Consider the following 494-nt stretch of genomic DNA (forward strand, 5'->3'; position numbering starts at 1 on the left):
CTAAATTCAATACAGATAAAGTAACGAATATGAGTGGAATGTTCGGTAGGTGTAGCAATCTCACTTCCCTTAATGTTTCTAACTTTAACACAGCGAATGTGACAGATATGCTTGCTATGTTCTATAAATGTAATAGTCTTACGTCACTTGATGTCTCTAAGTTTAGAACACAAAATGTGACGGATATGGGGAGCATGTTCGAAGGTTGTAGCAATCTCACCTCCCTTGATGTATCTAAGTTTGATACACAGAATGTGACAAGTATGTGGGCTATGTTTCATACTTGTAGTAGCCTCACTTCTATTGATGTCTCTAAATTCAATACAGAGAAGGTAACGAATATGAGAGGAATGTTCGGAGGGTGTAGCAATCTCACCTCGCTTAATGTTTCCAATTTCAATACCCAGAATGTTGCGGACATGTATGCTATGTTCTATGGTTGTAATAGCCTTACCTCCCTCAATGTCTCTAAGTTTGATACACGGAACGTGACA

At 38.5% G+C, this 494-nt stretch carries 1 protein-coding gene; it reads left to right on the plus strand.

Annotated elements, in window-relative coordinates; translation table 11 throughout:
- Positions 1-494, plus strand: a 494-nt coding sequence (locus HMPREF0673_RS14630; protein ID WP_007896666.1) for a BspA family leucine-rich repeat surface protein, incomplete at both ends; no start/stop codon positions are given.

The organism is Leyella stercorea DSM 18206 (assembly GCF_000235885.1).
GTDB lineage: Bacteria > Bacteroidota > Bacteroidia > Bacteroidales > Bacteroidaceae > Prevotella > Prevotella stercorea.